Annotated in this window: 17 protein-coding genes and 1 pseudogene; 5 read left to right on the top strand and 13 right to left on the bottom strand. The window is 59.9% G+C overall.

Annotation, left to right across the window (positions count from 1 at the left end):
- Positions 1 to 80: 80 nt before the first annotated feature.
- Complete coding sequence (nhaA, locus tag JFV26_RS21890) at positions 81 to 1,268, bottom strand: Na+/H+ antiporter NhaA (protein ID WP_201195393.1); 1,188 nt, start codon at positions 1,266 to 1,268, stop codon at positions 81 to 83.
- 250 nt (positions 1,269 to 1,518) lie between these two features.
- Here nhaA and JFV26_RS21885 point away from each other — a divergent pair, with 250 nt between their 5' ends.
- Positions 1,519 to 2,613 (top strand): PLP-dependent cysteine synthase family protein, encoded by a 1,095-nt coding sequence (locus JFV26_RS21885; protein WP_201195391.1) that lies wholly within the window; start codon positions 1,519 to 1,521, stop codon positions 2,611 to 2,613.
- Positions 2,614 to 2,739: 126 nt separating this feature from the next.
- Here the strand turns inward: JFV26_RS21885 and JFV26_RS21880 are convergent, their stop codons facing one another.
- The 3 genes from JFV26_RS21880 to JFV26_RS21870 form a co-directional block, all read right to left on the bottom strand.
- A complete protein-coding gene (locus JFV26_RS21880; protein ID WP_201195389.1) occupies positions 2,740 to 4,353 on the bottom strand; it encodes an NAD(P)/FAD-dependent oxidoreductase in 1,614 nt (537 codons plus the stop codon).
- Between the two features lie 94 nt (positions 4,354 to 4,447).
- Positions 4,448 to 5,101: a COG3650 family protein gene (locus JFV26_RS21875; RefSeq protein ID WP_201195387.1), complete on the bottom strand. Its 654-nt coding sequence runs from the start codon at positions 5,099 to 5,101 to the stop codon at positions 4,448 to 4,450.
- Positions 5,102 to 5,297: 196 nt separating this feature from the next.
- Complete coding sequence (locus tag JFV26_RS21870) at positions 5,298 to 5,897, bottom strand: short chain dehydrogenase (protein WP_201195386.1); 600 nt, start codon at positions 5,895 to 5,897, stop codon at positions 5,298 to 5,300.
- Positions 5,898 to 6,002: 105 nt separating this feature from the next.
- On the opposite strand from JFV26_RS21870, the gene JFV26_RS21865 reads away from it, so the two are divergent.
- Complete coding sequence (locus JFV26_RS21865; protein WP_201195384.1) at positions 6,003 to 6,917, top strand: LysR substrate-binding domain-containing protein; 915 nt, start codon at positions 6,003 to 6,005, stop codon at positions 6,915 to 6,917.
- 151 nt (positions 6,918 to 7,068) lie between these two features.
- Here the strand turns inward: JFV26_RS21865 and JFV26_RS21860 are convergent, their stop codons facing one another.
- From JFV26_RS21860 to JFV26_RS21840, 5 genes are all read right to left on the bottom strand, one after another.
- Positions 7,069 to 7,770, bottom strand: coding sequence for an ABC transporter ATP-binding protein (locus JFV26_RS21860; protein WP_064676186.1), 702 nt, complete (start codon positions 7,768 to 7,770; stop codon positions 7,069 to 7,071).
- Positions 7,771 to 8,538 carry a high-affinity branched-chain amino acid ABC transporter ATP-binding protein LivG gene (livG, locus tag JFV26_RS21855; RefSeq protein ID WP_201195383.1) on the bottom strand — a complete coding sequence of 256 codons (768 nt, stop codon included), beginning with the start codon at positions 8,536 to 8,538 and terminating at the stop codon, positions 7,771 to 7,773.
- The gene (locus tag JFV26_RS21850) at positions 8,535 to 9,791 is read right to left on the bottom strand and encodes a high-affinity branched-chain amino acid ABC transporter permease LivM (protein ID WP_201195382.1); all 1,257 of its coding nucleotides are present in this window, start codon (positions 9,789 to 9,791) and stop codon (positions 8,535 to 8,537) included. The genes livG and JFV26_RS21850 overlap by 4 nt, the downstream gene beginning before the upstream one ends.
- Positions 9,788 to 10,711, bottom strand: a complete 924-nt coding sequence (gene livH / locus JFV26_RS21845) for a high-affinity branched-chain amino acid ABC transporter permease LivH (RefSeq protein ID WP_201195381.1) — start codon at positions 10,709 to 10,711, stop codon at positions 9,788 to 9,790. Before livH ends, JFV26_RS21850 begins: the two co-directional genes overlap by 4 nt.
- A 231-nt stretch (positions 10,712 to 10,942) precedes the next feature.
- The gene (locus JFV26_RS21840; protein ID WP_201195380.1) at positions 10,943 to 12,070 is read right to left on the bottom strand and encodes a branched-chain amino acid ABC transporter substrate-binding protein; all 1,128 of its coding nucleotides are present in this window, start codon (positions 12,068 to 12,070) and stop codon (positions 10,943 to 10,945) included.
- Between the two features lie 350 nt (positions 12,071 to 12,420).
- On the opposite strand from JFV26_RS21840, the gene JFV26_RS21835 reads away from it, so the two are divergent.
- Positions 12,421 to 12,726, top strand: coding sequence for a DUF2288 domain-containing protein (locus tag JFV26_RS21835; RefSeq protein WP_201195379.1), 306 nt, complete (start codon positions 12,421 to 12,423; stop codon positions 12,724 to 12,726).
- 288 nt (positions 12,727 to 13,014) lie between these two features.
- Here JFV26_RS21835 and JFV26_RS21830 read toward each other — a convergent pair whose 3' ends face one another.
- Entirely contained in the window at positions 13,015 to 15,210 is a 2,196-nt protein-coding gene (locus JFV26_RS21830) for a hypothetical protein (RefSeq protein ID WP_201195378.1), read from the bottom strand.
- 194 nt (positions 15,211 to 15,404) lie between these two features.
- On the opposite strand from JFV26_RS21830, the gene JFV26_RS21825 reads away from it, so the two are divergent.
- Positions 15,405 to 16,301 (top strand): NAD(P)-dependent oxidoreductase, encoded by an 897-nt coding sequence (locus JFV26_RS21825; protein WP_201195376.1) that lies wholly within the window; start codon positions 15,405 to 15,407, stop codon positions 16,299 to 16,301.
- Here the strand turns inward: JFV26_RS21825 and JFV26_RS21820 are convergent.
- Both JFV26_RS21820 and JFV26_RS21815 read right to left on the bottom strand, forming a co-directional pair.
- A complete protein-coding gene (locus JFV26_RS21820) occupies positions 16,192 to 18,474 on the bottom strand; it encodes a putative bifunctional diguanylate cyclase/phosphodiesterase (protein ID WP_201195375.1) in 2,283 nt (760 codons plus the stop codon). The two genes, JFV26_RS21825 and JFV26_RS21820, sit on opposite strands and share 110 nt — an antisense overlap.
- A 147-nt stretch (positions 18,475 to 18,621) precedes the next feature.
- Positions 18,622 to 18,973 (bottom strand): annotated as a pseudogene (locus tag JFV26_RS21815) (YkgJ family cysteine cluster protein).
- A gap of 371 nt (positions 18,974 to 19,344) precedes the next feature.
- Here JFV26_RS21815 and JFV26_RS21810 point away from each other — a divergent pair.
- A complete protein-coding gene (locus JFV26_RS21810; RefSeq protein ID WP_201195373.1) occupies positions 19,345 to 20,694 on the top strand; it encodes a spinster family MFS transporter in 1,350 nt (449 codons plus the stop codon).
- A gap of 113 nt (positions 20,695 to 20,807) precedes the next feature.
- Here the strand turns inward: JFV26_RS21810 and rapA are convergent, their stop codons facing one another.
- Positions 20,808 to 23,654: an RNA polymerase-associated protein RapA gene (rapA, locus tag JFV26_RS21805; protein ID WP_201195372.1), complete on the bottom strand. Its 2,847-nt coding sequence runs from the start codon at positions 23,652 to 23,654 to the stop codon at positions 20,808 to 20,810.
- Positions 23,655 to 23,830 lie beyond the last annotated feature (176 nt).

The raw sequence follows: 23,830 nt of genomic DNA, 5'->3' as shown, positions 1-23,830 counted from the left end.
CCCTCGGTGAGGGCTGAGCGACGTTAACGAACATGACTGATCGAGGAGTCTTTAATGTCCTTGGGACTATTCTCTATTGCTCAAGAAGGCAGCGCAGGGCTCTTGCGACTTGCCGCCGCCGTCACCGCGTAACCGATCAGTGCCGCCAATATCGAACCGGTCAGAATCCCCATCCGGTCCATCCCGGCGTATTCACTGGCGCCCGGCACAAACGCCAGGGAGCCGACAAACAGGCTCATGGTAAAACCAATCCCGCAGAGGATCGCCACACCCAACACCTGGCCCCAATTGGCACCCTGGGGCAGGGCGGCGATGCCGATTTTCACTGACAGCCAGGTCAGGCCGAACACGCCGACGGTCTTGCCCAGCAGCAGGCCGGCGGCGATACCCATCGGCACGTGGTGGGTGAAGCTTTCCACGGTCACGCCACTCAGGGACAGGCCGGCGTTGGCGAAGGCGAACAGCGGCAGAATGCCGTAGGCCACCCACGGATGCAGGGCGTGCTCCAGCGTCATCAACGGTGAAGGCTCGGCGTTTTTGGTACGCAGTGGAATGCAGAAGGCCAGGGTTACGCCGGCCAGTGTCGCGTGGACCCCGCTCTTGAGCACGCAGACCCACAGGATCAGGCCGATGATCATGTACGGCCCGAGCTTGACCACGCCGAGCCGGTTCATCGCGATTAGCGCGACGATACAGGCGCCGGCCAGTGCCAGGGACAGGGTCGACAGCGTGCCGGAATAGAAGATCGCGATGACGATGATTGCACCCAGGTCGTCAATGATCGCCAGGGTCATGAGGAACAACTTTAGCGAGACTGGCACGCGCTTGCCCAGCAGGGCGAGTACGCCAAGGGCGAAGGCAATGTCGGTCGCCATCGGAATCGCCCAGCCACCCAACGCCACCGGGTCGTCGCGGTTGAGGAACCAGTAGACCAATGCCGGCACGACCATGCCGCCAATCGCCGCGGCGCCGGGCAGAACGATCTGCGACGGTTTCGACAGTTGGCCGTCGAGAACTTCGCGCTTCACTTCCAGGCCGATCAGCAGGAAGAACATCGCCATCAGGCCGTCATTGATCCATAGCAGCAAAGGCTTGGCGATTTTCAGCGCGCCGATCTGGGCCACCACGGGGGTGTCCAGCAGGCCGTTATACAGCCACGACAGCGACGAGTTGTTGATGATTAAAGCCAGGGCTGCAGCGGCGATCAGTAACAGACCGCTGGCAGCTTCCAACTGAAAGAAACGCGTGAAAGTGCTACGCAGAGGCAAGGTCGCTCTCCATCGATAAATTCAAAAGGTGGCACACCCTAACCCGTACCGTTAGTTGTTAAAACAAAAGTTATATTCTTTTTTGTTATATGCCGTTACAGCGCAAGTGCTGGCCACGATCCTGAGCCTAGCAGTTGCCCGACGTATTGGACCTCAGCTGTATCTGTGCGTGATACAGGAATTTTCCTAAGCTTGTAGGCTGAGCCTTGAAACAAGGCCGACTCTTGCCTGATTCAACGAGATCATCACCATGAGCGACAACCGACAGTGGGCCCGCGAAGCCATCCGGATCATCGAAGCTGACTTCCAGCGCAGCGCCGACACTCACCTGATCCCCTTGCCGCTGCCGGGTTTGCCGAGCATCGAGTTGTACTTTAAGGATGAGTCCAGCCATCCCACCGGCAGCCTCAAACATCGGCTGGCCCGTTCGCTGTTCCTCTATGCGCTGTGTAACGGCTGGCTCAAGCCCGGCGCGCCGGTGATCGAGGCATCCAGCGGTTCGACGGCGATTTCCGAGGCGTATTTCGCTCGTTTGCTCGGTTTGCCGTTTATTGCGGTGATGCCGGCGACCACCTCCAAAGAGAAGATCGCGCAAATCGCTTTTTACGGTGGCAAGAGCCACTTGGTGGACGATCCGACCCGGATCTACGCCGAATCCGAGCGCCTGGCGCGCGAAAACGATGGCCACTTCATCGACCAGTTCACCTACGCCGAACGCGCGACCGACTGGCGGGCGAACAACAACATCGCCGAATCGATCTTCCAGCAGATGCGTTTCGAGCAGCACCCGGAGCCGAGCTGGCTGATTTCCAGCCCCGGCACCGGCGGTACCACTGCAACCCTGGGCCGTTACGTGCGCTATCGCCAGCATTGCACCCGAGTCCTGTGTGCCGATGCCGAACGCTCGGTGTTCTTCGATTATTACCTGACCGGCGACGCCAGCCTGCGCCTGGACTGCGGTTCACGTATAGAAGGGATTGGTCGGCCACGGGTGGAAGCGTCGTTCCTGCCCAAAGTGATCGATGCGATGGTCAAGGTACCGGACGCGCTGTCCCTGGCAGCCATGCATTACCTGGCGCAGCGCTTGGGCCGGCGAGTGGGCGGGTCGAGCGGGACCAACCTGATCGGCGCCTTGATGGCGGCCCAACAGATGGTCGCGGCGGGGGAGTCGGGGTCGATCGTGGCGATCCTGTGCGACGGCGGTGAGCGTTACGCCACCACCTATTACGATCAGGATTGGCTCAAGGGCCAAGGGTATGAACTGAGTGGCTTGATCGGTGCCGTGGCGGCGAGTGTCGAGCGCGGCGAGCCACTACCAGCCACCATCCTGCGCGCCAATATCTAAAACCCGCGGCGGCCCCTGTAGGAGCAAGGCTTGCCCGCGATGAACGATAACGCGGTCTTCAAATAGACCGCGGTGCATTCATCGCGGGCAAGCCTGCTCCTACAGGGTTTTGCGTTGTTCCCGGTATCAGGCCTCCAGGCCGAGGATGTCGCGGGCCACGGCTTCGGCAATCCGAATCCCGTCAACACCGGCCGACAAAATCCCGCCCGCATAACCCGCGCCTTCACCGGCCGGGAACAAGCCTTTGACATTCAAGCTCTGCATCGACTCGTTGCGGGTAATCCGCAGCGGCGACGAGGTGCGTGTCTCGATCCCGGTCAACACCGCGTCGTGCAGCGAGTAGCCACGAATCTGCTTCTCGAACGCCGGCAACGCTTCACGAATGGCTTCGATGGCAAACGCCGGCAAGGCCAGGGCCAAATCACCGAAGGCAACGCCGGGTTTGTAGGACGGTTCGACGCTGCCCACCTCGGTGGACGGTTTGCCTGCAATGAAGTCGCCGACCAGTTGCGCCGGGGCTTCGTAGTTGCTGCCACCGAGCACAAAGGCGTGGGATTCCAGGCGCTCCTGCAGCTCGATGCCGGCCAGCGGGCCGCCCAGGTAATCGACTTCAGGGGTGATCCCGACGACGATCCCGGAGTTGGCGTTGCGCTCGTTACGCGAGTATTGGCTCATGCCATTGGTGACGACGCGGCCCGGCTCGGACGTTGCCGCCACCACGGTGCCACCCGGGCACATGCAGAAGCTGTAGACCGAACGACCGTTCTTGGCGTGGTGCACCAGTTTGTAGTCGGCAGCGCCGAGTTTCGGGTGGCCGGCGTATTTGCCCAGGCGCGCGCGGTCGATCAGCGACTGCGGGTGCTCGATGCGGAAACCCACCGAGAACGGCTTGGCTTCCATGAACACGCCACGGCCGTGGAGCATGCGGAAGGTGTCGCGGGCACTGTGGCCGAGGGCCAGAATCACGTGTTTGGAGTGGATCTGCTCACCGCCATTGAGCTCGACGCCGACCAATTGGCCGTCCTCGATCAATACGTCGGTGACCCGCTGCTGGAAGCGCACTTCGCCGCCCAACGCGCGAATCTGCTCACGCATGTTTTCCACCACGCCGGTCAGACGGAACGTACCGATATGCGGTTTGCTGACATAGAGGATTTCTTCCGGCGCGCCGGCTTTTACGAACTCATGCAGGACTTTGCGACCGATGAACTTCGGGTCCTTGATCTGGCTGTAGAGCTTGCCGTCGGAGAACGTCCCGGCGCCACCTTCACCAAACTGCACGTTGGATTCAGGGTCGAGCACGCCTTTACGCCACAGGCCCCACGTGTCCTTGGTGCGCTGACGCACTTCGGTGCCGCGTTCGAGAATGATCGGCTTGAAGCCCATCTGGGCCAGCAGCAGCCCGGCGAAGATCCCGCACGGGCCAAAACCGACGACGATCGGGCGTTGCGCAAGATCGGCCGGAGCCTGGCCGACCACTTTGTAGCTGACATCCGGCGCCACGTTGACGTTACGGTCATCGGCGAACGTGTGCAGCAGCGCCGCCTCATCCTTGGCGGTGAGGTCAATGGTGTAGATGAAGCACAGTTCGGAGGACTTTTTGCGCGCATCGTAGCTGCGCTTGAACAAGGTGAAATCGAGCAAGTCATCACTGGCGATGCCCAGGCGCTGCACGATGGCAGGGCGCAGGTCTTCTTCGGGATGGTCGATCGGCAGCTTGAGTTCGGTGATTCGTAACATGACAGGATCCGGTTCGCGGGGCGCACAACTGCGCCAAGGCGTTTGAAGGCGGAGATTATAAGCCCCAAACGCCGGTCCGGTGAGGCAAAAACGATCAGTCGTTACGCGAGCCGCCGAAATACCCGCAGCCGCGCTGCACCTGGCCGTCGATCCGCAGTTCAGCACTCATGTGCTGGACGCTGCCGGTGCTGCTGTCGACGCAACGTTTGGGTGCAACCCACAGTTCAATGTGCTTGCCGTTGGCTTCGCTGCTGAGGTTGAAACGACCATCGCCCAGTTGCTCTTCAACATACGGCACCGCCAAAGGCGGTTCGCCGGCGCGGTCGATAACCATGCCTTTGCCACTGACTTTGACGTTCCACTCTGGCCCATGACCGGCGGCGCGCAGGATCAGCAGTTTGAAGTTGGGATCGTCGCACGCCGTGCCCGAGCGCTCGACGCGGTACAGCTGTGCAAGATCGAGGCGGCTGCCGTCGATCCGGCCGCGCACGTCGGCAAACAGCTTGCCCTGATCATCGGCCAGGGTCGCGGCTTCTTGCAGGATGCTGGTGCCACCGGTGTCGTTGACCACAAAACTGCGCGATTCATTGCATGGCTGAAACACCAGTTTGCCATCCGCCGCCGTCAGTTGGCCCTGCATGCGGGTTTGCCCCACGTGGGAGGCGCTTTGGCGTGGGCCATCGAGCAACTGGCAGGCGGCGAACAACGGGAGCAGGGCAACGAGGACGAGGGAACGGGCAACACGCATCTTTGGTTCTCCAGACAAGTGCCGCCACGTTACGCAGCCTGACCGTCCATCACAACCCCACCGACGGTTGCCGATTACCCTGTAGGCGCTGCCGAAGGCTGCGATCCTTTGATCTTGATCTTCTCAATGCCACCGAAAATCAAAAGCCAGATCAAAAGATCGCAACCTGCGGTAGTTCCTACAGGTTGCTGCGGTGTTAGCCGACGTGGAATGTCTGACCGGTCTGCAAGCCTTCCACGCTTTTGGCGTAGGCCAATGCCACATCGGCTGCGGGAACCGGCTTGTAGCCGCGGAAGTACGGCGCATAGCTGCCCATTGCTTCCAGCAGTACGGTCGGGCTGATCGAGTTCACCCGCAGGCCGCGCGGCAGTTCGATGGCGGCGGCGCGGACGAAGCTGTCCAGTGCTCCGTTGACCAGCGCTGCCGAGGCGCCGCTGCGAATCGGATCGTGGCTGAGCACACCGGTGGTAAAGGTGAACGAGGCACCGTCGTTGGCGAATTCGCGGCCGATCAGCAGCAGATTCACTTGGCCCATCAGTTTGTCTTTCAGGCCCAAGGCAAAGCTGTCTGCGGTCATTTCGTCCAGAGGGGCAAAGGTCACGTTACCAGCGGCGCAGACCAACGCATCGAACTTGCCGGTTTGTTCGAACAGTTTGCGGATCGAGGCGCTGTTGCTGATATCCACATTGAAGTCACCGCTGTTACGGCCAATGCGGATGACCTCGTGACGCTGTGACAACTCCTTGTCGACCGCCGAACCGATGGTGCCGCCTGCGCCTATCAAAAGAATTTTCATCGTGCTGTTCCTCGAAGTGGTTGAACGAGGCCTAAGTCTAGAGTGGATTTTTCGGTTGATAAGCGTGCTAATAGGCAACTTTTGGTTTTCAAATGGAAACAATCTGTGAGCGAAATGGATGATCTGGCGGCGTTCGCTGTGTTGATCGAAGCCGGGAGTTTTACCCTGGCGGCCCAGCAATTGGGTTGCAGCAAGGGCCAGCTCTCCAAGCGCATAAGTTTGCTGGAAACGCGGTTTTCCGTGGTCTTGCTGCAACGCACCACGCGGCGCTTGAGTCTGACTGCGGCGGGCGCGGCGCTGTTGCCGCAAGCCCAGGCGCTTGTAGTCCAAGTGGAGAGGGCGCGTCAGGCATTGGCGCGATTGAAGGACGACATGGCGGGCCCCGTGCGTATGACCGTTCCGGTATCGCTGGGGGAAACCTTCTTCGATGGCTTGTTGCTGGAGTTCTCCAGCAAGTACCCCGAAGTGCAGATCGAGCTGGACTTGAGCAATAACTACCGTGATTTGTCCCGGGACGGTTTTGACCTGGCAGTCCGTTCCGAGGTGGGCAATGACGAGCGCCTGGTCGCCCGACCATTGCTGGCCTGGCACGAAATGACCTGCGCCAGCCCGGTTTACCTTGAGCAGTATGGCGAGCCGACGACGCCCCTTGCGTTGGCCGAACACCGCTGCCTGCTCAACAGTCACTACAGCGGTCGCGAAGAATGGCTCTATCACCAGCAACACGAATTGCTCCGGGTTCGTGTGTCGGGACCGTTCGCCAGCAATCATTACAGCCTGCTGAAAAAAGCCGCACTGGCCGGCGCCGGCATTGCGCGGTTGCCGTCGTACCTGTTGCAAGCGGAATTGGCCGACGGACGTTTGCGCTGGCTCCTGCGCGATTATCAGACGCGTCGGATGCCGATGTACCTGGTGCATCCGTATCAGGGCGGTTTGCCGAAACGCACCCAGGTGCTGGCGGACTACCTGATTGGTTGGTTCAAGCGCAGCGGCGAGGCGCTTGATCGACTACAGCGCTGACACCACAGTGAATGGGCATAAATCTCTCTGTAGGAGCTGCCGAAGGCTCGGGCCGCGTTCGGCAGCTCCTACAGAGGATCTTCAGTGCTGTTGAGTGTGTAAGGCATAAAAAAACGGCCCGTAAAGGCCGTTTTTTGTTTACCGCAATGGCTCAACCGCCGAGGTACGCCTCACGCACTTTCGGATCAGTCAGCAGCGCTTCACCCGTGCCTTGCATCACCACCCGGCCGTTCTCCAGAACGTATGCGCGGTCAGCAATTTTCAGCGCCTGGTTGGCGTTCTGCTCGACCAGGAACACCGTCACACCGTCCTTGCGCAGTTGTTCGATGATGTCGAAGATCTGCTGGATGATGATCGGGGCCAGACCCAGTGACGGCTCGTCGAGCAGCAGCAGTTTGGGCTTGCTCATCAGCGCACGGCCGATGGCGAGCATTTGCTGTTCGCCGCCGGACATGGTGCCGCCGCGTTGGGCGAAGCGTTCTTTCAGGCGTGGGAAAAGTCCGAGAACCTTGTCCATCTGTTCCTGATAATCGCCCTTGTCGGTGAAGAAACCGCCCATGGCGAGGTTTTCTTCCACGGTCAGGCGGGCAAACACCCGACGACCTTCCGGTACCACGGCAATGCTCTTGCGCATGATCTGCGCCGAGGTCTGCCCCACGAGTTCTTCACCCATGTAGCGGATGCTGCCGCTGTGGGCTTGCGGCGAACCGCACAGCGTCATCAGCAGGGTGGATTTACCCGCGCCGTTGGCGCCGATCAGGGTGACGATTTCGCCCTGGCGGATTTCCACGTTGACGCTGTGCAGGGCCTGGATCTTGCCGTAGAAGGTGGAAACGTTTTCGAATTGCAGCATTTACGCTTCCCCCAGGTAGGCTTTGATCACTTCAGGATTGTCGCGGATCTGTTCCGGCGTGCCGTTGGCCAGGGGCGAGCCCTGGTTGATCACGACGATGTGGTCGGAAATGCTCATGACCAGTTTCATGTCGTGTTCGATCAACAGCACGGTCACGTCGTGCTCTTCGCGGAGCACGCTGATCAGCGCCTTGAGGTCTTCGGTTTCCTTCGGGTTCAGGCCGGCGGCCGGTTCGTCGAGCATGAGGATCCGCGGGCGGGTCATCATGCAGCGAGCGATCTCCAGGCGACGTTGCTGACCGTAGGCCAGGGTGCCGGCCGGACGGTTGGCGAAGGCCTTGAGGTTGACCTTGTCCAGCCAGTACTCGGCGAACTCCATGGCTTCGCGCTCGCTTTTGCGAAACGCCGGGGTCTTGAACAGACCGGCCAGGAAGTTGGTGTTCAAGTGACGGTGCTGGGCGATCAAGAGGTTCTCGACCGCGGTCATGTCCTTGAACAACCGCACGTTCTGGAAGGTGCGCACCACTCCTTTGCGGGCGATCTCGTGGCCGGGCAGGCCTTCGATGGCCTGGCCGTCGAGCAGGATGCTGCCGCCACTCGGCTTGTAGAAACCGGTCAGGCAGTTGAACACGGTGGTCTTGCCGGCGCCATTAGGGCCGATCAGCGCCACGACCTGTTTTTCCAGCACGGTCAGGGCCACGCCGTTAACCGCGAGCAAACCGCCGAAGCGCATGCTCAGATTGTCGACTTTGAGGATCTCGCGGCTCATTTTCGCAGCTCCATGTGAGGACGTTGCATGGGCAGCAGGCCCTGAGGACGCCAGATCATCATCAGCACCATCAAGGCGCCGAACATCAACATGCGGTATTCACTGAACTCACGCATCATTTCCGGCAACAGGATCATCACTGTGGCGGCGAGTACGACGCCCAGTTGCGAGCCCATGCCGCCCAGCACCACGATGGCGAGGATGGTCGCCGACTCGATGAAGGTGAAGGACTCCGGTGTCACCAACCCTTGGCGCGCGGCGAAGAAGCTGCCGGCAAAACCGGCGAAGCAGGCACCCAGGGTAAACGCCGAAAGCTTGATCATGGTCGGGTTCAGACCCAGCGCACGGCAGGCGATTTCGTCTTCACGCAGTGCTTCCCAGGCACGGCCCAGCGGCATACGCAGCAAACGGTTGATGACGAACAATGCGAACAGCGCCAGCACCACAGCAATCAGGTAAAGGAAGATCACCTTGTTGACCGGGTTGTAGGTCAGACCGAAGTACTCGTGGAACGTCTGCAGGCCCTCGGCAGCGGTTTTATCGAAGGTCAGTCCGAACAGCGTTGGCTTGGGAATGTTACTGATGCCGTTCGGGCCACCGGTAATGTCGGTCAGGTTACGCAGGAACAGACGGATGATTTCACCGAAGCCCAGGGTCACGATCGCCAGGTAGTCCCCACGAAGGCGCAATACCGGGAAGCCGAGCAGGAAGCCGAAAGTGGCCGCCATCATCCCGGCGATGGGCAGGCAGATCCAGAAGCTCAGGCCGTAGTAGTGCGATAGCAGCGCATAACTATAGGCGCCGACGGCGTAGAAGCCGACGTAACCGAGGTCGAGCAGGCCGGCCAGGCCGACCACGATGTTCAGGCCCAGGCCGAGCATCACGTAGATCAGCACCAGGGTCGCGATGTCCACCGCGCCGCGAGAACCGAAGAACGGCCACACCAGTGCACCGATGATCAGCGCAATGATGATCCAGCGCTGGGTGGTCGGCAGGGTCAGGAAGGCGCTGGCCTTGGCCGGCATCACCGGCATGCTTGGCGAGGATTTCCACGCCGCGCTGATCTTCTGGTCGAACAGTACCCGCAGGAACATCAGCACCGAACACACGGCGATGGTGATCAGCGTGGCGTTGCTGGTGCCATGGACTTCGAGGTTGATGCCGACGATGGTCAGCTTCAGACCGAGTACCGGGTAGGCAACAGCCCACACCAGCAAGGCGCTGAACAACGCCTGTTTAAGATTCCTAGTCATACTTTTTCAACCTCCGGACGGCCCAGCAGGCCGGTAGGCCGGAACAACAACACCAGAACCAATAGGCCGAACGCCACGACGTCCTTGTACTGGTCGCCGAAGATATCGGCACCGAAGGCTTCCGCCACCCCGAGCACCAGCCCGCCGAGCATGGCTCCGGGGATGCTGCCAATACCGCCCAGTACTGCGGCGGTGAAGGCCTTGAGGCCAACGAGGAAACCGGCGTTGGGGTTGATCACGCCGTATTGCATGCTCAGCAGCACGGCCGCAATGGCCGCCAGCGCAGCACCAATGACGAAGGTCAGGGCGATGATGTTGTTGGTGTTGATACCCAGCAGGTTGGCCATCTTGATGTCTTCGGCACAGGCGCGGCAGGCGCGACCCAGGCGAGAGCGGGAGATGAACAGCGTCAGGCCGAGCATGGCGACCAGGGTCACCACGAACACCACGATTTGCATGTAGGAAATCAGCACTTCGTGTGCACCACCTGGCCCGATGGACACGTTGCCGGGGATCAGGTTGGGGATGGATTTGTCCTTGGAGTCTTGCGCCAGCAGAACCGTGTTCTGCAGGAAGATCGACATGCCGATGGCGGAAATCAGCGGGATCAGACGGTTGCTGCCGCGAAGAGGGCGGTAGGCGATCCGTTCGATGCTGTAACCGTAGGCACTGGTAACGACGATGGTTGCGATGAAGGCGGCGGTCATCAACAGCGGAACACTGTCGAGTCCCATCATGGACAGGCCCGCGATGGCGATGAACGCCACGTAGGAGCCGATCATGTACACCTCGCCGTGGGCGAAGTTGATCATTCCAATGATGCCGTAAACCATCGTATAGCCGATGGCGATCAGGGCATATGTGCTGCCAACGGTCAGGCCGTTAACCAGCTGTTGGAAGAAGTGATAGATGTCAGGCATTACTGCGCTCCTAAAAACCTGATACGCATTTCACTGGTGGAGTCATTTTCCCGCTCGAGCCCCGTGGATCTGCATCCACTTCGAATTCGAGGTTTGCCAGCGAACCGCTGATGACGGTTTTGAGATTTTCAGGTGGGGAGACTGGCGGATCACGCCAGCGCGGCCCAATACGTTCGTAAAACAAAGCCCACGGCACGCCGTGGGCTTTATTGGCAGTCAGTCGGCTACGCCTTACTGAGGCGAAACTTCGGTTTTAGGTTTGCCGAAGTGCCATTCGTAAACCACGAACTTGAAGTCTTTCAGGTCGCCCTTGGCGTCGAAGCTCAGGTCGCCAGTCGGGGTCTTGAAGGAACCTGCGTGGATGGCTGCCGCCACTTTTGCAGGGTCTTCGCTCTTGGCGGCAGTGATACCACCGGCGATGACTTCAACAGCCGAGTAGGAAGGGAACACGAACGGACCGCTCGGATCTTCTTTCTTGGCTTTGAACGCGTCAGCCAGGGCGACGTTGGCCGGATCCTGGTCGAAAGATTTCGGCAGGGTCACCAGCAGGCCTTCGGAAGCGTCTTTGGCGATCTGCGAAATGGAGTCGTTACCCACGCCTTCCGGACCCATGAACTTGGCTTTCAGGCCTTTTTCCTGGGATTGACGCAGGATCAGGCCCAGCTCCGGGTGGTAGCCGCCGTAGTAGACGAAGTCGACGTTGGCTTGCTTGAGCTTGGAAATGATCGAGGAGAAGTCTTTGTCGCCGGCATTGATGCCTTCGAACACGGCAACTTTCACGCCTTTGCTTTCGAGGGTTTTCTTGACGGCAGTCGCGATACCTTCACCGTATTGCTGTTTGTCGTGCAGAACAGCAACGATTTTCGGTTTGACGTGATCAGCGATGTAGTTACCGGCGGCAGGGCCCTGGGCGCTGTCCAGACCGATCGTACGGAAGATCATTTTGTAACCACGGGCGGTGATGTCCGGGCTGGTGGCAGCCGGGGTGATCATGACCACGCCTTCGTCTTCGTAAATGTCGGACGCGGGTTGAGTGGAGCTGGAGCACAGGTGACCGACCACGAACTTGACGCCGTCGTTGACGACTTTGTTCGCGACCGCGACCGCTTGTTTCGGATCACAGGCATCGTCGTATTCAACGGCTTCGAGCTTCTTGCCGTCGACACCGCCCTTGGCGTTGATTTGTTCGATGGCCATTTTGGCGCCACTGAACTGCATGTCGCCGTATTGGGCCACCGGGCCGGTTTTAGGGCCGGCGATACCGATCTTGATGGTGTCAGCTGCGAACGAATGGCTGGCAACCCCGGCCAGAACCATAGCGGCAAACAGTTTGGAAATCTGCTTAGTAGCCTTAGTCATAGTGCTCCACTCTTACTGTTGTAGTTTTTATAGTCCTGGCGCCGTAGCAGCAGAACCGGGTCAGATATCTTGGATATCCTCCGGAAAATGCCCCCGGCAACTGTACCGGTACAGTGTAGAGCGCCGATTGTTAGCCTGGGAAGGCAGCGCCAGGGGGCAAAACCTGAGGGTGTCGCTATTTTGAAAGAAAAAGACAGAATTGCGGCGGGTTGTTAGCTGGCTAATCGCTTGATTCATCAGCATTCCTTGGCGTTCCTGCGAATTTCCTTCGGTGACTCAATTGCATCCGGGTTTTTCTGCCAGACCACCGACGTTATCATTCACGCCGATTTCTTTTCCGGACAGGACCCATGACTCAAGAACCTAGCACCCTCTATGCCAAGCTGCTTGGTGAGACCGCATCTATTACCTGGAAGGAACTGGAACCGTTCTTTGCCAAGGGTGCCCTATTGTGGGTCGACCCAAGCCTGGATTTGATCGCCGCCGCCGAAGCCGTGGCCACGGACGAAGGCGAGAAAGTGGCTGCCTGGCTGGCCGCCGGCACCCTCGCCAAGCTCTCTGAAACGCGGGCGCTGGATCTTTTCGAGCGTGACCCGGAGTTGTGGGCGGTGGTGGTTTCGCCGTGGATTCTGATCCAGGAAAGGGCGACGAGCTGAAGGCTTGCACTAATTAAGTGCGCTGCTTGACCGGGCAAAAGTGTGTAGGCGAGTAGCGTGATGGCATGTTGCCGTAGAGAAAGACCACAGAAGGGTTTTGGCGAAGGTGACGTGCACGTAACGGGAACAGTTTTATGAGCAGCCTGAGGGCTGCTTAATTGTTTCTGGATATTGGGAAACAGAGCAAAAGATCAAGATCAAAAGATCGCAGCCTTCGGCAGCCCCTACAGGGGAATGCGTACATCTGTAGGAGCTGCCGAAGGCTGCGATCTTTTCAGGCATACCCCGTCAGGCAGTCTTGCCCGTGTGGTTATTCAAAGAAATAACCTTGGTCTTGCCAATCCGGTGACGGTAAATCTCACGCAGATACTTGATCGCCTTCTTCACGCAATCGCGCGACAAGCGAATGTCATTGATCGACACGAACTTGTCTTTGTCGTTGATCAGTTCGCGGTACTTCTTCTCGTACATCGGCTTGATCGCGTACCAGTTGGTGTCGAGGATCTTCGCCGGGTTTTCAAATTCGTTGAGCAGGTCGTCGATCCGGTCTTCGTCGAAGTCTTCATGGATGATGAAGTCCAGGATCGAGTTGTCCAGGGTCTCGTCGAAGCGGTACGGGTTCTTCGCAAAGCAGCGCTTGATGAAGGCCACGATCAACGTCAGGAAATCGTCCGACAGGCACGGGCTCTTGGCGATCAGGGTGGTCAGCGACAGGTTGGCCGAGGCACCGATCACCAGCGCGTAACGCTTGAGCGTGGTGTTTGGGAACAGGCTGTTGAGATGCGTCTTCAACCGGTTCAGGTCCATGTAGGACAGTTTGTAGTCTTTGGGCAAGGAAACGATCGACACCACCGACGAGCAATTCTTGAAGAAGTGCAGGTCATGCAATGCGGCTGCGTCGTAACCGGAATTCTTGTACTGCTCAAGCGAGGCGCGGTAGCGCTTGGACTCGATCGGCAACAGACTGATGCCTTCGATGGCCTGGGTGACCTTGTTGAAGTGTGGCAGGTCGATGGAGCGGAAGAACAGGTCGTCGATGTTCAGGCGCTGTGGCTCTTTGTCGAACACCTTGAACTTGTCGCTGCTCGGCGGCGGGGTTTGCGGCACCACGGATTCGGCGTAGGCAATCGCCACCGGGCCGGCCAGGCTCATGAACAGGTCGTTGGCGTCCAGGCGAATGGTTTCGCCGATGTCGATGCCGGCGCGCCGGAAATAGTTCTGGTCGTAGTCAGTCGTGACCGCCTGCGCCGTCAGAATGTTGAAGATCTGCTGCGAGATGTATTGGTTGGCGTGCTTTTCCATCGCATTGACATCAATGTTCTGGATGTTGCCGTCATCGCTCTCTTCGGCGTAACGCACGATGTCGTTGGAGATCAGCATCATCGCGTTCCATGGGCGGATACGGCCCATGACGCTGGCTTCGCTGCTGTCTTCATTGTCGAAGTTGTACGAGAAGTCCCATTCTTCCGACAGGTATTTGCACAGCAGGCGACCGGCGTTGATGTGGAGCGCCTCGGACATTTCGCTGCGGTGATCGGAAATGTTCGGCAGCACGCAAATGCCGCTGGTGAAGATCGGCTCGAAGACAAACGCGTGGCCGCTTTTGCTGTCGTGCTCGTCCATCGGCTTGGTGTCGAACGTCTTGTTCATGTACGAGTGCTGCTGGGCCAGGCCGAATTCCGAGGCCATGCCTGAACCGGTACCGCCGCCGGCGCTGAAAATCGAGAAATACAGGCGCGACTGGTTGGCCTTGATCCCGCAGCTGTCGATCAGGTACGAGTGAATCATCTTCCAGTCAGGGCTGGAGAACCGTTGGGTGTCCTTGTTCAGGATGATCTTGGCCAGGTACTGGCCCAGGATCGGCGCGTTACCGGCGCCACCGGCGTGGACTTCCGACAAGTCCATGATCTTCATTTTGCTGTAGTCGCGCAGGAAGCCGCTTTTTTCGCCCTTGCGCGAGAAGCGGATGCGCCCGGCGATGTCCTTGTCCAGGTCGCCGAGCATTACCAGCGGTTCGACCAGGAACACCGGTTTGGTGGCCTTGTTCGACCCCAGGCGCAAATTGTTGCGAATCCACTGGGCCGGGCCGTAGCCTTTTTCGGCGTAGCGTTTGTCCGGCGAAAGACGGTCTTCGTTGTTGAATTCGTTGAGGTAGAACTTGCGCGCGTTGTACACCAGTTCGGCGACGTCCAACGCGATGTTCGAACCGCATCGGCCGAGGCCGATCAGGCACACCGACGGGAATTCCTGTTCACTGTGCTGTTCGCCGTCGCCTTCCAGATGCGGTGGGCGCGGGAACACCATGTCGCGCAGGCCGTCGAGGTTATCGAGGATGCGGTCGGTATTGGTTTCGGTGAAGTACAGGTACTGCTGGGTCGCCAGTGGGCGCGACGCAATCATTGGCTTCGACGGCGATGGGCTGTTCGCCGCTGGGCTCAGAGTCAGATCGGATACCGCAGTGGTCGGATTGTTTTTAGAAGTCATTGTGCGCCATGTACTTGGACTGGTTGACTCGACGACACGCGGTCATCGAACCTCACGAAATGGGATCTCGCGTCTTGTTGCGCGTGTATTGCCCAGGCGACAGGGCCAAAGCCTGCGTATCGCTCGGGGGAGTCCTTTCCTGAGTCATGATGAATCGGCCAGTATTCGGCGATCTTTAATCAAAAGGAGGCAAAATGATGGCCGCGTTACCTTCACTGGGGTTCGCCGGGATCGGCTTGATGGGCTTGCCGATGTGCCGGCGTCTGCTGGCCGCTGGCTATCCGCTGACGGTGTGGAACCGCAATCCGGACAAGTGCGCGCCGCTGGTCGAGGCCGGTGCACGGCAGGTCGTGACGCCCGCCGAACTGTGCCAACACGCGGATGTGGTGATGCTGTGCCTGGCGGACACGGCGGTGGTACGTGAGGTGGTATTTGGCCCGGGCGGTGTTGCCGGACGTGGGAAAAATGGCCAGTTGCTGGTGGATTTTTCCAGCCTTGAGCCCACCGCCACGCGGGAAATGGCGACAGAACTTGCCAGCAAAACCGGCATGAGGTGGCTGGATACGCCGGTGTCGGGCGGGGTGGTGGGTGCCGAAGCGGGCAGTCTGGCGATCATGGTCGGCGGTGACGCGGCGGATCTTGAACGCGTGCGCCAGGTTTTGCTGACCCTTGGCCAACGCGTGACGCATATGGGTGCTGTCGGAGCCGGCCAGGTGACCAAGGCTTGCAATCAGATGATCGTCGCCTGCAATGCACTGGTGATCGCCGAAGTCGTGGCGTTGGCCGAACGTTCCGGCGTTGACGCCAGCCTGATCGCCGAAGCGCTGGCCGGCGGTTTTGCTGACTCAAAACCGTTGCAGATCCTCGCCCCGCAAATGGCGCAAAGCCGTTTCGAACCGGTGAAATGGCACGTGCGCACGCTGCTCAAGGACCTCGACACTGCGGTGAAGTTCTCGCGCGAACAAGGCTCGGCCACGCCGATCAGCGGATTGGCCGCACAACTGATGCGCCTGCATGGGGGCCAGGGCTTTTTGGAAAAGGATCCGTCAACGTTAGTGCAGTTATACCGCGAGCCAGGTTCAGCGGATTGAACGTGTGCGCATGCTTGCGCTGGTTGATTTCGTCCAGTACCGGGCGTAACTCCTCCAGCGGTACCGGACGGCTGAGCAGGTAGCCCTGGACGAAATCGCAGCCGTGGCGTTCGAGAAACTCGTATTGCTCGAAGGTCTCGACGCCTTCGGTGACCACCTGCAAATGCAGGGTATGCGCCATGACGATAATCGCCTGGACGATTTCCATGTCCTGGGTGGCCTTGGGGATGTCCTGGATGAACGAGCGATCAATTTTCAGGGTGTTCAGCGGCAGGCGCTTGAGGTAAGCCAGGGAAGAATAGCCGGTGCCGAAATCGTCGATCGACAGCGACACGCCGAGGGCGCGGATCTGCCGCAGCAGCACCAGGGTGTTGGCGATATTGCCCATCAGCGCGTTTTCCGTGACTTCCAGCTCCAGACGCTGGGGTTCTACTCCGGTTACGCGCAGGGCGTGCTCGATTTCGTCAGCCAGTTCTTCGCGCGCCAGGTTAATCGGTGAGCAGTTCACTGCAATCTTCAACTCTTCACAGCCGTTGCGGGATAATTCGCCCAAGTCTTCACAGGCTTTGCGCAGCACCCAGTTGTCCAGGTCTGTGATCAATCCGTTGGCTTCGGCAATGGCGATAAACCGGTCCGGCGTGAGCAAACCGTGAGTCGGGTGTTGCCAGCGAATCAGTGCTTCAAGCTTGGTGACCTGGCCGGTTTTCAGATCGTAGATCGGTTGGTAATACAGCATCAGCCCGGTGTCTTCGCGCAGCGCATGGCGCAACTCTTCCTCCAGTTGCAGCTCCAGGGTGGCCCGGGTTCTGAGGTTCGAACTGAAGAAGTGCAGGCTGTTGCGGCCGCCGCCCTTGGATTGATACAGCGCCAGGTCGGCGTTTTTCAGCAGGTCTTCGCAGGTCGTGCCGTCTTCGGGGAACAGGCTGATACCGATGCTGGTGGTCATGACCATGCGCCGTCCCGACAACTCGATGGGGTCCTTCATTTTCAGCATGATGCGCTGGGCCATGTGCCGGGCTTCTTCGCGGTCGTACAGACCGATGAGGATGCAGAACTCGTCGCCGCCGAAACGCGCCACCACATCGTCGTGGCTGCGCACCGCACCCTTGATGTGCCCGGCCAGCACTTTGAGCAACTCGTCGCCGGCGTCGTGGCCGAGGCTGTCGTTGATGCGTTTGAAGTGGTCGATGTCGAGGAACATCACCGCGAGCATGCCGCCCTCGTTGGTTTTCTCGATCAGCTTCTCGGCAAAGATCTGATTGAAGCCGCGGCGGTTGATCAAGTTGGTCAGGGCGTCATAGTGCGCCACCTGTTGCAGCGACATGCGCGCCTGGTCCAGTTGGCTGAGCAGGGCGTTGACCCGGCGCAGGTCGTGTTCCTTGTCTTGCAGTTTCTTGTCGGCCAATGCCGCGCTGATGCAGCTGCCGATGATCAGCAGGGTCATGATCGCCACCGTCAGCCCCAGTTGCAGATGGCTGTTTTCAGTGGGCAGCGTTGGCAGGCTGTTGACGGGCAGCGCCAGACTTAACGCAGCCATGCCGGTGAAATGCATGCTGACGATGCCGGCTCCAAGCACCAGGCTGGCGGTGAGTTTGAGCAGTTGATGAAACGTGCCGTTGCCATCGCGCAGGTGACTGGAAATCAACAGCGCGGCGAGGCTGGCGCCAATCGCGATCACGATGGAAAGCGCAAACAGGGCTGGGTGGTAATAAGCCGTCGCCGCCGAACGCATGGCGGCCATCCCCACATAGTGCATGGTCGCGATGCCCAATCCGATCCAGATCGCGGCTCGCAGGTATTGCCAGAAATTCAGATGCGCACGGCTGAGTGTGTGCATGGCCAGCCACGAGGCGGTCAGGGCGAATAACAGCGAGAGCAAGGTGATGGGCAGCTGGTAGTGAATTTCGATCGGCGCCTGGAACGCCAGCATGCTGATGAAATGCATGGCCCAGATCCCGCCGGCCAGGCACCCGGCACCGACCCAGCGCCAGAGCCGCTGGGATCCGGACTTTTCCACGTGGCCGACCCGTTCGGTCATGTCCAGTGTGGCGAAACCGGCCGCACAGGCCACTACGTAGGCCAACAGCACCAGAAAGGGGTTGTACGTACAGTTGAGGATGACCTGCCCGTTCTGCGGCAGCTCGGTAATGAACTGCAAACCAAGCCACTCCATAGCATGCCCCGTCTCTGCGCCATGAGCGCTGGCGAATGCTTTGGAGTATAGAGGTCATGGGCAGAGCGCAAGGCGTGATGGCACGGTGACTCTAATGATTTTGGCATAGAGTCGATAGCGATTGGCACTAAGCCTCAAGCGCTCAGTTCAAACCGCTATTTCGAACTCGGGTTGCAGCGCCGGCAGGCCGAATGCTGCTCGCGCCGCATCGCAATCCACGTTCGCCTCGCCATTGGCCCAGGACGCATCGAACTCCCGGCAAGTGCTGGAACGCCGGTCGTAAATCGAGCACTGCACGGTACTGCCGACCTCGCCGACCAACCCGATGCAGCGGGTGGGTTTGCAGTCGGTGCCGAGCATGGCGACCCTGCTGGGGCTGATCGGTGCGACTAGCTCGTCGGGCACCGTACCCCCGCCGAGGTGCATTCACCCCAGAAAAAGACACGCGAAAATGAGAACAGCAGGCACCGCAATTCAGACACGGACTGGCTTCGGACATGGGCGATAGTCAAAGAGGGATGGGGGACACGGTGGGGCAGACAAGGCCGCTATTCTAGGCTTCGCCTTGGGGTTTGGAAGGGGGGCGTAGAGGTATTTTCAAGCAACCGGTCGGACTCCTCAAAACACCAAAATCCCCTGTGGGAGCGAGCCTGCTCGCGAAGAAGGCCGGCACATTCAATATAGATGGCGACGGGGCCACCGCTTTCGCGAGAAGGCTCGCTCCCACAGGGTTTGTCGAGTTTGGACGGGCTCGGTTGCGATGGCCTGATATCAGGCTGGCGAATGATCACAGACACGCCGCGCGCGCCTGACTAGATTGCAGATACCGGGGGCAGCGAAGCCTTCATAATAATAAAAGAGACGGACCCCATGCAGAACTCGACCCAAGCGGCGAATGCCTGGCGCATTCTGTTCCTGCTGTTCCTGGCTAACCTGTTCAACTTCTTCGACCGCACCATCCCCGCCATCATCATTGAACCCATCCGTAAGGAATGGCACCTCAGCGACTTTCAGCTTGGGATCATCGGCACCGCGTTCACCATCGTCTACGCCATTGCCGGCCTGCCGTTGGGGCGCATGGCCGATACCGGTTCGCGCAGCAAGTTAATGGGCTGGGGCCTGGCGGTGTGGAGCGGGCTGACGGCGGTCAATGGCCTGGTCGGCAGTTTCTGGGGCTTCCTGCTGGTGCGCATGGGCATCGGCATCGGTGAAGCCAGTTATGCGCCAGCCGCCAACTCGCTGATCGGCGACCTGTTCCCGGCTCACCGTCGGGCGCGGGCCATGGGGATTTTCATGCTCGGGCTGCCGCTGGGGCTGCTGCTGGCGTTCTTCACCATCGGCGCGATGGTCAAGGCTTTCGATAGCTGGCGCGCACCGTTCTTTATCGCGGCGGTGCCGGGGTTGATCCTGGCGATCTTCATGTTCTTCATTAAAGAACCGAAACGCGGTGCGGCGGAAAGCGTGCAAGTGTCCCAGGAGCGCGTGGGCCGGCCGATCCGTCGAGTGCTGGCGGTGCCGACCTTCCTCTGGCTGGTACTGGCGGGGCTGTGCTTCAACTTCGCGACGTATGCCTGCAACTCGTTCCTGGTGCCGATGCTGCAACGCTATTTCCTGATGCCGTTGCAGGAAGCGGCGGTGGCGACCGGGGTGATCGTCGGCGTGACCGGGCTGTTCGGTTTGACCCTGGGCGGCTGGATCGCCGACAAGATTCACCAGCGTGTGGCCAATGGGCGACTGTTGTTTGCCGCGTTCAGTTTGATCATCTCGACGCTGTGCACAGCGTGGGCGCTGCATGCCGGGCGCATTGAAATTGGCGTGTTTGTCGCAGTGTTCAGTCTCGGTTGGCTGTTTGCCTACAACTTCTACACCTGCGTTTATACGGCGATTCAGGACGTGGTCGAACCGCGCCTGCGGGCCACGGCCATGGCGTTGTTCTTTGCCGGGTTGTATTTGTTGGGTGGCGGTTTGGGGCCGGTAGTGGTCGGAGGCTTATCCGATCACTTTGCCCACTCGGCGATGCTGGCGGAAGGTGCCGGGCAGATGACCGAGGTATTCAAGGCTGTTGGGCTGCATGACGCGATGTACCTGATCCCGGTGGCGCTGTTTTTCACCATGGTGTTTCTGTTTATGGCGTCGCGGTGTTTTGTGCGCGATGCCAAGCGGATGAAGGACGGGTTGGTGGCGGTGGTTGAACCGCAGATCGAGGTGGTGACGGCATAAGATCAAAAGATCGTCCGAACGCGGCGTCATCTGTGTCACCGCAAACCTACAGAAACAAATAAGGCCCGCATCGCTGCGGGCCTTATTTGTTTCTACGGGGTAGGCGAGGGCGATTAACCCGCCACCAACACCCGAATCGCTTCCAGTCGCAGCGCAGCCTTGTCGAGCATGGCCAAACCTTGCTCGCGCTGATTGCGCAGGGCCACCAGTTCGCTGTCGCGCACGGTCGGGTTGACCGCTTGCAGCGCGGTCAGGCGCGCCAGTTCTTCGTCGGTATCGGCGGCCAGACGACGTTGCGCCTCAGCCACACGTTCGGCGTGGCGTGGGGCGATTTTCTCTTCGCCGGCGTTGATCCGTGGCGTCAGTTGATCGCGCTGAGCCTGGACGAACTTGTTGGCGCTGGCGCGTGGCACGCTTTCCAGTTGGTCGTTCAGGGTTTCGAACGACACTCGGCCCGACAGGTCGTTGCCATTGGCGTCGAGCAGGCAGCGCAGGGCGGCCGGCGGCAGGTAACGGCCCAGTTGCAGCGAGCGCGGTGCAACCACTTCGCTGACGTAGAGCAGTTCCAGCAACACGGTGCCAGGTTTCAGCGCCTTGTTCTTGATCAGCGCCACGGCGGTGTTGCCCATCGAACCGGACAACACCAGGTCCATGCCGCCCTGCACCATCGGGTGCTCCCAGGTGATGAACTGCATGTCTTCGCGAGACAGCGCCTGGTTACGGTCGTAAGTGATGGTTACGCCTTCGTCGTCGCCCAGCGGGAAACTGGCGTCGAGCATTTTTTCGCTCGGCTTGAGAATCAGCGCGTTTTCCGAGTGGTCTTCGCTGTCGATGCCGAACGCGTCGAACAGGGTTTCCATGTAGATCGGCAGGGCGAACTGATCGTCTTGCTCAAGGATGTCCTCGACCAGCGCATCGCCTTCGCCCGAACCGCCGGAGTTGAGTTCCAGCAAACGGTCGCGACCAGTGTGCAGTTCGGCTTCCAGACGTTCACGCTCGCCGCGGGCCTCGTCGATCAGCGCTTGCCACTCGCCGTCGTCGGCGTTTTCCAGCAGCGGCAGCAGGCGTGGGCCGAACTGATGCTGCAAGGCGTTGCCGGTCGGGCAAGTGTTGAGGAACGCGTTCAGCGCTTCGTGGTACCACTGGAACAGCCGCTCTTGCGGGCTGGTTTCCAGGTACGGCACGTGCAGCTCAATGATGTGCTTCTGGCCGATCCGGTCCAGACGACCGATCCGTTGTTCGAGCAAGTCCGGGTGCGCCGGCAGATCGAACAGCACCAGGTGGTGCGAGAACTGGAAGTTGCGACCTTCGCTGCCGATTTCCGAGCAGATCAGCACTTGCGCGCCAAACTCTTCATCAGCGAAGTAGGCGGCGGCGCGGTCACGTTCGAGGATGTTCATGCCCTCGTGGAACACCGTCGCAGGAATGCCGGAGCGCACGCGCAAGGCGTCTTCCAGGTCCATGGCGGTTTCGGCGTGGGCGCAGATCACCAGCACTTTGGTGCGCTTGAGCATTTTCAGTTGATCGATCAGCCACTCGACGCGCGGGTCGAATTTCCACCAGCGTTCTTCTTCGTTGGCGTCCGGCTGAGCCTGGAAGCTGACTTCCGGGTACAGCTCGGCGTGATCGCCCAGCGGCAGTTCGAGGTATTCGTCCGGGCACGGCAGCGGGTACGGGTGCAGTTTACGTTCCGGGAAACCCTGCACGGCGGCGCGGGTGTTACGGAACAAAACGCGGCCGGTGCCGTGGCGGTCGAGCAGCTCGCGCACCAGACGGGCGCTGGCTTCGGCGTCGCCATCGTTGACGGCGGTCAGCAGCGCTTCGCCTTCGTTGCCGAGGAAACCGTGAATGGTCTTGTGCGCTTCAGGCGACAGGCGCCCCTTGTCCAGTAACTCCTGAACGGCTTCGGCCACCGGGCGATAGTTTTCGCTCTCGGCGCGGAAGGCGTGCAGGTCATGGAAACGGTTCGGGTCGAGCAGGCGCAGGCGGGCGAAGTGGCTGTCCTGGCCGAGTTGTTCCGGGGTGGCGGTCAGCAACAGCACGCCGGGAATGACTTCGGCCAATTGTTCAACCAGCGAGTATTCCGGGCTGGCCTTTTCTTCGTGCCACACCAGGTGGTGGGCTTCGTCGACGACCAGCAAGTCCCAACCGGCAGCGAACAGCGCGTCCTGGGCCTTTTCGTCGTCCACCAGCCATTCCAGTGCAACCAGTGCGAGCTGGGTGTCTTCGAACGGGTTGGCGGCATCGCTTTCGATGAAGCGTTCTTCGTCGAACAGCGCGACTTGCAGGTTGAAGCGGCGGCGCATTTCCACCAGCCACTGGTGCTGCAGGTTCTCTGGAACCAGGATCAGCACGCGGTTGGCGCGGCCCGAGAGCAGCTGGCGATGGATCACCAGGCCGGCTTCGATGGTTTTACCCAAACCTACTTCGTCCGCCAGCAAAACCCGTGGCGCGATACGGTCGGCGACTTCACGGGCGATGTGCAACTGGTGCGCGATGGGTTGAGCGCGCACGCCACCCAGGCCCCAGAGGGAAGACTGCAACTGACGGCTGGTGTGTTCCAGCGTGTGATAACGCAGGGAGAACCAGGCCAGTGGGTCGATCTGCCCGGCGAACAGACGGTCGCTGGCCAGACGGAACTGAATGAAGTTCGACAGTTGGGTTTCCGGCAGGGTGACCGCTTCGTTCTGCGCGTTGAGGCCGTGGTAGACCAGCAGGCCATCGACATCGTCGACTTGCTGTACGGTCAGTTTCCAGCCTTCGAAGTGAGTGATCGAGTCACCCGGCGAGAACCGCACACGTGTGAGGGGCGCATTCCGTAGCGCGTACTGACGAGTGTCGCCAGTGGCCGGATAGAGCACGGTCAACAAGCGGCCGTCCTGTGCCAGAACGGTGCCTAAACCCAGCTCGGCTTCGCTGTCACTAATCCAGCGTTGCCCCGGTTGATACTGCTGCGCCATGCTGCCTGACTCCCACCTTGAAAAAGCGGGCTATCTTAACGGAATGAGACCCTGAGGCCAAAGGATTACGCGCGTAGGAGCTGGCGAAGCCTGCGATCTTTTGATCTTGGGGAACGCTTGAGTTCTATGTTGTCCGATAAAAGATCGCAGCCTTCGGCAGCTCCTACAGTGCCAAC

This window comes from Pseudomonas sp. TH31 (genome assembly GCF_016650815.1).
Classification (GTDB): Bacteria; Pseudomonadota; Gammaproteobacteria; order Pseudomonadales; family Pseudomonadaceae; genus Aquipseudomonas.
The sequence above is the reverse complement of the archived record's forward strand: the minus strand, read 5'-3'. Positions and strand labels throughout refer to the sequence as shown.

Coding starts and splice junctions, on each gene's coding strand:
- JFV26_RS21850 (WP_201195382.1), bottom strand. CDS start 9,791: ATGACTAGGAATCTTAAACAGGCGTTGTTCAGCGCCTTGCTGGTGTGG.
- livH (WP_201195381.1), bottom strand. CDS start 10,711: ATGCCTGACATCTATCACTTCTTCCAACAGCTGGTTAACGGCCTGACC.
- rapA (WP_201195372.1), bottom strand. CDS start 23,654: ATGGCGCAGCAGTATCAACCGGGGCAACGCTGGATTAGTGACAGCGAA.
- JFV26_RS21830 (WP_201195378.1), bottom strand. CDS start 15,210: ATGACTTCTAAAAACAATCCGACCACTGCGGTATCCGATCTGACTCTG.
- JFV26_RS21870 (WP_201195386.1), bottom strand. CDS start 5,897: ATGAAAATTCTTTTGATAGGCGCAGGCGGCACCATCGGTTCGGCGGTC.
- JFV26_RS21860 (WP_064676186.1), bottom strand. CDS start 7,770: ATGCTGCAATTCGAAAACGTTTCCACCTTCTACGGCAAGATCCAGGCC.
- livG (WP_201195383.1), bottom strand. CDS start 8,538: ATGAGCCGCGAGATCCTCAAAGTCGACAATCTGAGCATGCGCTTCGGC.
- JFV26_RS21885 (WP_201195391.1), top strand. CDS start 1,519: ATGAGCGACAACCGACAGTGGGCCCGCGAAGCCATCCGGATCATCGAA.
- JFV26_RS21880 (WP_201195389.1), bottom strand. CDS start 4,353: ATGTTACGAATCACCGAACTCAAGCTGCCGATCGACCATCCCGAAGAA.
- JFV26_RS21840 (WP_201195380.1), bottom strand. CDS start 12,070: ATGACTAAGGCTACTAAGCAGATTTCCAAACTGTTTGCCGCTATGGTT.
- JFV26_RS21810 (WP_201195373.1), top strand. CDS start 19,345: ATGCAGAACTCGACCCAAGCGGCGAATGCCTGGCGCATTCTGTTCCTG.
- JFV26_RS21820 (WP_201195375.1), bottom strand. CDS start 18,474: ATGGAGTGGCTTGGTTTGCAGTTCATTACCGAGCTGCCGCAGAACGGG.
- JFV26_RS21835 (WP_201195379.1), top strand. CDS start 12,421: ATGACTCAAGAACCTAGCACCCTCTATGCCAAGCTGCTTGGTGAGACC.
- JFV26_RS21875 (WP_201195387.1), bottom strand. CDS start 5,101: ATGCGTGTTGCCCGTTCCCTCGTCCTCGTTGCCCTGCTCCCGTTGTTC.
- JFV26_RS21825 (WP_201195376.1), top strand. CDS start 15,405: ATGATGGCCGCGTTACCTTCACTGGGGTTCGCCGGGATCGGCTTGATG.